Source organism: Lonsdalea britannica (genome assembly GCF_946477055.1).
Classification (GTDB): Bacteria; Pseudomonadota; Gammaproteobacteria; order Enterobacterales; family Enterobacteriaceae; genus Lonsdalea; species Lonsdalea britannica_A.
In genome coordinates this window covers 1-8,939 of the sequence record NZ_CAMKXG010000145.1, presented here as the reverse complement: position 1 = coordinate 8,939, position 8,939 = coordinate 1, and the positions used below count along the sequence as shown (strand labels likewise).

Here is an 8,939-nt window from a genome sequence, read left to right as displayed (position 1 = left end):
GCCACTTCGGCGTCGGTCATATCCGAAAATCCCCTGAAATTAAAGGCCTGTTCCGCCCGTAAACGGTTCAAGCGTTGACAGAGCTGAGGGTAGTCCGCGCTAAAGATTTTGTGGGGGTAATCAGGGTGATTTTTCCAGGACGCGGGAAACGTGACCAATGCGCCGTTTTCAGCGATGAATGGGACGTCGCTCAGACCCAGAGCGCGCTGCAGCGGCGCCACTTCGGCGGCCGTTTTACTGGTGGTGATAATCACCGGCACCTGTGCGGCCTGTAGCCGCGTCAGCCACGGTTTGGCCGGTTCCCAGTCGTAAGTGTCATGGTCCAGCAGCGATCCATCCAGATCGGTAAATATCACCCATTCAGCTGCGCATTCAGGCATTTGACCTCCGTTGATGATGACAGGGGGACTTAACAGGTTAGCGTAGGCAGGTATGAGGACACAGCGGTAATTGTGGAAAAATTATCGAAAAATCAGAACGATGAACCCGGCCGCTGCATTTCATGCTTCACTAAGCGTATGCACGTATTTCCATTTGTGCAACTCGATGAGCTGCGGCCGAGTTTACCTGTCGATAGTCAGGATGAGGGGGAGTACGAATTTAGATCCCCAGCGCGGCGCGGGCGACGCGACCCGCAGCCAAATCCCACGCGCCGGTCCCGACCGTTTTGTACACGATGGGGCGCGTCGTCGTCGGCGCTTTACGTAATGCGCCGATCAGCGAATGCACGGATGCCCAGTCCACGCCCGCCTGAAGTAAATCGCCAGCTTCTTGTTTCGCCCCTTCGGGATCGTCAACAAAGATATCGCTTCCCGCGAGCGTATGGGGGCCGATTTCCGCCATATTCGGTTTGAAGGCGCCGACGCCGATAACTAAAACCTCTGGGCGCGCATCCTCATGGTAAAACGCGGCGGTGCTGGTTGTGAGGGTGATGACCACGTTCGCGCTCTCCGGAACAGCGTCTGGTTCGCAAGGGGTCAGTGCGGGATGCAGAGAAGCGTGCTGTTCGCAGAAGGCTTCGGCGCGTCCCGGACGAGAACCACGGACCCACACTTTGCTGTTGGGATACAGCTCGGCGATGGCCTGAAGGTGGTAAAGCGCCTGCGTGCCGGTGCCGATCAGCAGTATTTCCTTAGGGGTTTCCTGCATAAAGGTACGGATCCCCAGCATGGAGACGGCAGCGGTGCGACGTCCGGTGACTTCCGGCCCGTCGAGCACAAAAAGCGGGACGCCGGTTTGGGCGTCGAATACCGTGACTAACCCGTGAATGGTGGGGATCTGACGGCTTTTGTTCTCCGGGACCACGTTCACCAGCTTGTGTATGGCCACGTCATGGCTGACGGCGGGCATACTTAACATCACCGCGCTTTCCGACATGGGAACCACCAAACGTTCAGGGCTGAGAATACCGCCTGTCGCATACTCCTCTGCGGCATGAGCAATGGCGTCAACCAATGCGGAAAAACTCAGCAATTTAGCGGTATCTTCGCGGTTGTAGGTGACATAAGACTGGCTTTTCATTAAGACTCCCTGAATGTAAGTTGAATATGGTGGCCCAGGGCGTCAGGAGACGACGTCGTCGGCCTTGATCGTTGATGCTAGAAGATGGACCACTCGAGGCGTTCTGACAGTCGCTCCAGCGCGGCGATGCCTGCCAGCGAGTTCCCGGACGCATCCAGCTCCGGTGACCATACGGCAATACTCATTTCTCCCGGCACGATGGCGACAATGCCTCCGCCGACGCCGGACTTGGCAGGCATTCCCACTCGCCAGGCAAACTCACCGGCGCCGTCGTACATCCCGCTGGTCATGAGCAGTGCATTGACCTGACGCGTCTGGCGCGAGGAGAGCAAGGCGGGGGCGTTGCTGAGCGAACGTCCATGACTGGCCAGGAAGAGGAAGCCGCGTGCGAGTTCTGCACAGCTCATCGACAGCGAGCAGTAGTGAAAATAGGTTTGCAGCACCTTGGGGACGTCGTTATCAAAATTGCCGAATGACTTCATCAGCCAGGCTATTGCCGCATTGCGGGCAGAATGCTCGAATTCAGACTGCGCCACCGTACGGTCGTAGTCGATATCGGGCTGGTTGGTCAGTGAACGCACCAGTTCCAGCATCCGCAGCCGCGGGGCGGCAAGGCGGGTTTCCAACATGTCGCATACGACAAGTGCGCCGGGATTGATAAACGGGTTGCGGGGTTTGCCCTGTTCCAGCTCTAGCTGAACAAGCGAGTTGAACGGTTGTCCTGATGGGTCTTTGCCGACGCGCCGCCAGATCTCGCTTTCCTGATAGCGGGTTAACGCCAGAGACAAAGAGAGCACCTTCGATATGGACTGGATAGAGAAACGCGTGTTGGCATCGCCTGCCTGATAGTATGAGCCGTCAACGCCGCAGACCGCGATCCCGAGATGGTCCGGCGCGACGCCGGCCAGGGCGGGGATGTAATCCGCAACGTGGCCTTGCCCAATTAACGGACGGACGTCTTCCAGTATTGCTTCCAGTAAACCATTGCTGAGTTCAGCCAATGTGAATCTCCGACGTAATAACGCGCTTCAAAATGGATGAGAGAACAAGATGATGCCTATTTTTTCACAGACTTCAGGTCTGACGCAAAACTCGCGGGCATGAATGTCAGATGTTCTGTTACAGAGCAGGCGAGGGAGAGGCGCTAAGTGGTGGCGATTCAGGATGGCCGGGTAGGGAGTCTACCGGGCCATTGCAGGGATAAGTTTGGCGTACGATTAAGCGATAACCGCGCTTATTGGTCATCTGCGGTTATCACGGCAATTGCACGTTACCAACGACCATATAGGCCTGAGACGTGCTTTCCGGCATTTGCGGCAACACATCTTTTAACTGGCGGCCTTTGATATCGGTGAACTTAATTTGCGTGACCTTGTTTCCCAAATTTTCCAGAATAAAGTGGTTGTAGCTCATTTTAGGCGCGGTCACCCAATTGTTATCCTTCATATACTGCATCGCGATAATGGGGTATTTGGCATTGCGTACCTGGACGGCAGCCCAATAAGGGTTAGAGCCTTCTTTAATTCGATAAATAACATTTCCTGACACCGGCGCTTCCACCAATTGCCATTCGATATTAATAATGCCGTCTTGCAGGTCGCCTATTTTTTTAAAGGCGTTATAAGATAGATCCAGCGCACAGTCGCCGCCTTCAGGATAAATATCGGTGACATACACCGTCGTGCTGCCTTTAGGACCGGTGACCTTCAGATAAGCACCCGCCATCGCGGCGTTGATGCCGTTATAGTTCAGCTGATTGCTGTTTAATGCCGTGATTTCCATGTCGCTGGATATCGGATCCAGCAGCAACGCGCCACCGGAATATCCGGAGCCAGTCGCTGTCGCCGAGCCCCGGCAAACGTCGTGGATACCCCAAGATGCCTGCGCATTATTAAATGCGGTAGATGCAAGAAATATTAATGAGGAAATTAATAATGGTGTTTTATTTTTCATGCTCACGTCCAATATGAAGTTATTGATGAAATAATAAAAATTAAAAGTGAAATGTAGAAGTTGAATAATTCAATGGTCACATTTTATTTGAAAACCACTTCCTGTCATAAATGCGTTTGGGTGACGCTAATTTTATAAAACAGAGAGGCCGCCTAAATCAAGCGTATTCTTCTTAATGTAAAAAGACTAAAAAATAATGCCCCTTCAGTGATGAGGAGGGGCATTATTTTTTAGTTATTGAGTTCGGTATTATTAACCAATGAATAACTCAATAATTATTTATCGGTGGCCGCGAAGATGCGTATTAGCAGACCATTGATAAGTTGCGGAAGTATCGGGTTTGAATTTATTTTTCTTTTTTTCTGCGCGGGCTTGTTTGGCAACAGTTTCCCTTTCCCGCATCAGCTTATCGATGTACTCGTCCTTGATGTGATTATTCTCTGAGTTGGTTAGCGGTCGGCCGTGCTTCTTTCGTTCCTGGTCGAGGAGGGTTTTGAGTTGACGTTGTTCGCTTTCCGTCATGTCTTTCTGCGTTAATCTGGGCATAGCTCTCATTCCGCGTGGGGATTGGACCGTCATTATAGTGGAAAAAATCGCGGCATTCACAAATATCGGCATGCTATTTCGCCATGAATCTACACCGACAGGTATTTTTTCATGACAAAAAAATGTCAGCCAGGCTTGATTGAGACAGGTAACAACAATGACTGATAGAAAATGCGATTTTCATCGTATTGATCGAAAAAAAATCAATTTCCTCCACTAAATGCCGATACTGATTCAGGAAATATTCCACGTCTTGAACCGAGCCGAAATATTTAAAATTGTGAGAAAATAATATGAGTCATGACCTTAATGCATTGGTACCAGTCGAAGGGAATTCGACCGGAAGGGAAAACGTTGCGCGGCGTGGTGGGCAAAATCTACGATTAACTCCGCTCTTCGTGCTTGTCTTCTCCGTCGTTTTAGTGTTATTCGCCGCGGCGATTGGCACGGCGTCCTACTTCTTGTGGCAAGGCAAGTTATCCCTCGATGACTCCAATCGGGAACTGAACGTGCGTATGGAGTTGGTTGACAGTGCCAACCATATGCGTGCGGCGCGAATGAACCTTATGCATGCCGCGAACAGCAGAAATAACGGACAGATGGATCGTTACAACGCCAGCATGAGCGCGGCGGAAATGCGCCTCGCGATGTCGCAGCAAATGTTCAACGGCTACATCAAACGCAGCAATCGTGCGGAATCCGAGCTCGCTCGCGATCGTGAATTGGAAAGCCGATATAACGATTACATTAACACCGGTATTACCCCGATGTTTAATCTGGCTAAAACAGGTACGGCTCAGGAAATCAATAATTTTGAGTCTGATGTCGTTGATGATTTAGACGTTAAATATGATGTGCCGTTGAAAGCCTCGTATTTGTATCGTGTCGAAAGAGAAAAGGCGATCAACGAAAATGCTCAAAGCAATTCACGGCTGAGTTATATTTTGATGGGCGCGTCATTTGTATTAACGCTCGCACTGGTCTTTATGACCTTTATTATTATTCATCGCGTTATTATTAATCCTACTCGCTATTGGGTCTCTCGTATTCAGGCCATTGCACATGGGGATTTAACACAGCCCAGCATTCCCACAGGTGAAAATGAAATCGGTGTTTTGGGCAGTAATATCCAGCAGATGCAGCAGTCGCTCTATGACACTGTTTTTTCTGTGCGTGACAGCGCCGCGTCCATTTACAGCAGCTCCAGCAAGATTGCCGCAGGCAATACCGATCTGTCCGCGCGCACCGAGCAGCAGGCTGCGGCTCTGGCGGAAACGGCAGCAAGCATGGAACAGCTGACGGCGACGGTAAAACAGAATACCGATAATGCGCATCATGCCCGGACAGTCGTCAGCAATACCTCTAAAAAGGCGACGGAAGGGGGTGAAATTGTGGATCGCGTTGTTGCGTCGATGGTGAAAATCACTCGCAGCTCAGACAAGATTTCCGAGATCATCGCGCTGATTAACAGCATTGCTTTCCAAACCAACATTCTGGCGCTTAACGCCGCGGTGGAAGCCGCACGCGCGGGTGAACAGGGTAAAGGTTTTGCCGTTGTGGCCGCCGAGGTGCGTAGTTTGGCTCAGCGCAGCGCCAATGCTGCCACGGACATCACCCGCCTGATCAACGATTCTGAAACCGGCGTGAAAGAAGGGGCGGATCTCGCTAACAGCGCGGGCAATGCGATGAAGCAGATTGTCTCTGAGATCAACAACGTCACCAGCATCATGAGTGAAATTGCGCTGGCCTCCGATGAGCAAAGCAGCGGTATCAACCAGGTGTCCCTGGCCGTTTCCGAGATGGATCACGTTACTCAGCAAAACGCCGCGTTGGTGTTGGATGCGTCCGCGTCGGCCATGTCGCTGGAACAGCAGGCTGAACGTTTGAATCAGGGCGTCGCGCGATTTACGTTGAACTGATTTTTCACTGAGTATGGGTCTTTATTCAAGCCAGCGATTGAAGTCATCGCTGGCTTTTTTTTACCCTTGCAGAGCAAGCACGTTAGCTTTTAACGACCGATTTTGCTGGCTTGAAGCTGACCCGGTGTCTGGCCAAAACGCTGACGAAATGCCTCGATATAAGCACTTACATTGCTATAACCGCTCATCAGCGCAACGTCGCTGATTGATAATCCCGCAAGAACCCATCGCAAAGACACAATGATTTTCGCCTGTTGCCGCCATTGGCTAAAGCTCAGGCCGGTCTGTTGACGAAATAGCCGGCTTAAGCTGCGTACGCTGAGTCCCCATTGTTGAGCTAACTGAGTCTGATCCCAGGCGCACCCGGGATTGTTCAATAACGCATTAGCGACGTTGCGAGCACGGCGATCGACGGGAAACGTTAAGTGCAGAGGCAGTTCGTCGCTTCGGGCTATTTCGTGGCCCAGTAACGTCAGAAGATTATTCCGGTAGTCGTCAGAGGGCGTGGCATGAGTTTCTCTGAAAACGCGTTCTAAAAGCCCCAAAACAAAGCTATCTGCGCCGTAAATACCCGGCTGAGAGGGCAATTCGATGGACGACGCGGCAGCGAGGTAAAGACTTCTCCCTTTGGCCGTGGCTGGAACCCAGGCTTTATGTTTCAGGCCTGCAGGAAACCATCCGACAGAACCGGGGGTGACGGTCCACTGCGCTATTGATGTTTCAATCACAATAACGCCATCGCTGAGCCAATAAAGTTGGCCTGACTCATGCTCATGCCAAGGCGTTGAATGCGGCTGCTTATATTCGAATGTTTTTGCTTGCATCGGAATGGCTGATTAACCGTATATCATGTCCAAATAACGATAATAAGCGATCTGGGATGTTATGTAGACTGGGTTTGTTCACAGTCAGGAGAATTCAATGAAGAACATGTGTCAGATCGTGATGAATGCCTTGCAAGAAATCATCAATAATCCCGAGCACAATGAAGAGAGAATCGCCGTTTATTTTTCTCCCGATTATCAGCAACAGGTTGATGGTAAACATCTTGGCTATGATGAGTTTGTCAAACATATGGGCTTACTCAAAACGAAAACCAGACGTATGACTCTTTCAGTGCTGTCTATTGTTGCCGAGGGCGAAACTGTTTTTACGCATCATGAGGTCAAGGTAGAAAAAGGCGAGGGCAGGGACAGTCTATTTGAAATATTAGCCCACTATCGTTTGTCGTCAGACAAGATTGTCAGTTGCCAGGAGCTGACACGAATGATTTATGGCGAGAACAGTGATCGAAATCTCGGCAGTCGGAGTTGACTGAAAGATTATAAAACTAGGCGATGGGACTAAAACGCCAGAACTATTCGACAGTTTCATCCGGTTGAAATTTAAACTGTCGACGGGCAGATCTCGGCTTGGCTTTGATATTTAAGCTGGTTTTGAATATCAAGAACCATTCTATGCCAAGCCCATTTTTAACCTTAATCCATTGAATGTCTCTGACTCAATTCCTGATGGATGAAATCAATGAGCGCTCTGGTTTTAGCGGGCAAGTAACGACGATTGGAATAAACGGCGAACAATTGCAATGGGGCTGCCGATTGTTCAAGCTCCACTTCTATTAACCGGCCATCGCTGATGAAGGGCTGGCAGGCTTGTTTAGATAGAATGGCAAAACCGACACCGGCTAACGCAGCTCGCCCAGCCATCTCTCCGCTGTTAACCCGATAATGCCCTTTGACCTTAATTGTCTCGAATCCCCCTTTCATATTGACGAACTGCCATGGCGCACCTTTGAGTGCACTCACCGTTGTAATGCAGGGTAATTCTTCAAATTGCTGGATATGCGAAGGGGTGCCATAACGCTCAATGACGGAGGGGGCCGCAACAATGGTGCAAGGAATAGTCACCAGATGACGGGCTATGTAATCACTGTCATCCATCTGACCACGGGTCACAATGATGGCTAAATCCAGATCATCTCGCAGGGATTCAAAACCTGACAAATTTGTGACGCAGCTGATCTCCAAATCTGGGTACTGACAGGCGAAATCGGCAATAACCGATCCCAGTAATGCAGGACCTACTTCATTGGGAATACAGAGACGTAATGGGCCCTTGAACTGCATTTGCCGCAACGTTAATTCTGTCTCAGTTTGCTCAAGCGCCTCTAGTAGTGGTTTTGCGCGGGTATAAAGTAGGTGTCCCGCCTGGGTGAGTTTCATATGGCGGGTGCTGCGTTCAATAAGCTGAAGATTCAGTTTTTCTTCTAACTGAGAGATACAACGACTGACATTTGATCTCGGCATTTCGAGGACTTTAGATGCCCCGACAAAACTTTCTCTTTCAACCACAGCAATGAACACTTTCAGGGTATTAAAATCAAGAACCGAACGCATTAACTATCCCACATATGATAACAATAAGTGCCATTTTTACCATATAGTGAACATCATTGATAGCAGTTAAGCTGGGATATCTTTTATCCTTAGGTAGTTAGCTATGCCATTGATCACACAGACATTTAATCATAAATCCCTTATGCGAATCGCCATTGTCATGGCTTTTGTCCAGTTCACTAATGCGCTGGAATATATGGTGTTTAACCCTGTTTTTGCTTTTATGGCAGCAGATTTCTCAGTTCCCGTATCTTTCTCCGGATATGTGTCCGGTATGTACACATTTGGTGCCGTCCTTTCGGGAGTTATCGCCTTTTACTGGATTGGTCGTTTCAATAAAAAACGTTTTTTAATCGTCAATATGGCGCTATTAGGCCTGCTGACATTTTTAACTACATTCATCTCCAGTTTTAGTCTTCTGCTTACACTCCGATTCTGCGCAGGGTTGGTGGGAGGTACAACAATGGGGGTAGGGATAAGTTTATTGATAAACCATGCGCCAGCTAACTTGCGCGGAAAAATGTTGGCGACGGTGATTGCGTCATTTTCGATGGTCAGCATTGTAGGAACTGTCTCTTATACACATCTCCGAGCCCACGAGACT

At 49.8% G+C, this 8,939-nt stretch carries 10 protein-coding genes; 3 read left to right on the top strand and 7 right to left on the bottom strand.

The features are described 5' to 3' along the window. From Q7O77_RS10915 to Q7O77_RS10895, 5 genes are all read right to left on the bottom strand, one after another. On the bottom strand, positions 1 to 380 hold a 380-nt coding region (locus Q7O77_RS10915; protein ID WP_304166907.1), incomplete at its 3' end, for an HAD-IIB family hydrolase. Between the two features lie 220 nt (positions 381 to 600). Then, positions 601 to 1,521 (bottom strand): bifunctional Delta(1)-pyrroline-2-carboxylate/Delta(1)-piperideine-2-carboxylate reductase, encoded by a 921-nt coding sequence (gene lhpI, locus Q7O77_RS10910; protein WP_304166904.1) that lies wholly within the window; start codon positions 1,519 to 1,521, stop codon positions 601 to 603. 77 nt (positions 1,522 to 1,598) lie between these two features. After that, on the bottom strand, positions 1,599 to 2,522 hold the full coding sequence (gene glsB, locus Q7O77_RS10905) for a glutaminase B (protein ID WP_304166901.1): 924 nt from the start codon (positions 2,520 to 2,522) through the stop codon (positions 1,599 to 1,601). Positions 2,523 to 2,775: 253 nt separating this feature from the next. Further along, positions 2,776 to 3,474 (bottom strand): expansin EXLX1 family cellulose-binding protein, encoded by a 699-nt coding sequence (locus Q7O77_RS10900; RefSeq protein ID WP_304166900.1) that lies wholly within the window; start codon positions 3,472 to 3,474, stop codon positions 2,776 to 2,778. Between the two features lie 279 nt (positions 3,475 to 3,753). Next, positions 3,754 to 4,020 (bottom strand): DUF3811 domain-containing protein, encoded by a 267-nt coding sequence (locus Q7O77_RS10895; RefSeq protein ID WP_304166897.1) that lies wholly within the window; start codon positions 4,018 to 4,020, stop codon positions 3,754 to 3,756. 293 nt (positions 4,021 to 4,313) lie between these two features. On the opposite strand from Q7O77_RS10895, the gene Q7O77_RS10890 reads away from it, so the two are divergent. Beyond that, on the top strand, positions 4,314 to 5,939 hold the full coding sequence (locus Q7O77_RS10890) for a methyl-accepting chemotaxis protein (RefSeq protein WP_304166895.1): 1,626 nt from the start codon (positions 4,314 to 4,316) through the stop codon (positions 5,937 to 5,939). An 89-nt stretch (positions 5,940 to 6,028) separates the two neighbouring features. On the opposite strand, the gene Q7O77_RS10885 is transcribed toward Q7O77_RS10890, so the two are convergent. After that, positions 6,029 to 6,667 (bottom strand): AraC family transcriptional regulator, encoded by a 639-nt coding sequence (locus Q7O77_RS10885; RefSeq protein ID WP_304166893.1) that lies wholly within the window; start codon positions 6,665 to 6,667, stop codon positions 6,029 to 6,031. A 193-nt stretch (positions 6,668 to 6,860) separates the two neighbouring features. Between Q7O77_RS10885 and Q7O77_RS10880 the strand changes: the two genes are divergently transcribed. Then, complete coding sequence (locus Q7O77_RS10880) at positions 6,861 to 7,253, top strand: nuclear transport factor 2 family protein (RefSeq protein ID WP_304166890.1); 393 nt, start codon at positions 6,861 to 6,863, stop codon at positions 7,251 to 7,253. 164 nt (positions 7,254 to 7,417) lie between these two features. Here Q7O77_RS10880 and Q7O77_RS10875 read toward each other — a convergent pair whose 3' ends face one another. Then, positions 7,418 to 8,335 carry a LysR family transcriptional regulator gene (locus tag Q7O77_RS10875; RefSeq protein WP_304166889.1) on the bottom strand — a complete coding sequence of 306 codons (918 nt, stop codon included), beginning with the start codon at positions 8,333 to 8,335 and terminating at the stop codon, positions 7,418 to 7,420. A 103-nt stretch (positions 8,336 to 8,438) separates the two neighbouring features. Here Q7O77_RS10875 and Q7O77_RS10870 point away from each other — a divergent pair. Beyond that, positions 8,439 to 8,939 (top strand): MFS transporter (locus tag Q7O77_RS10870; protein WP_304166886.1); only part of this gene is annotated, 501 nt, incomplete at its 3' end.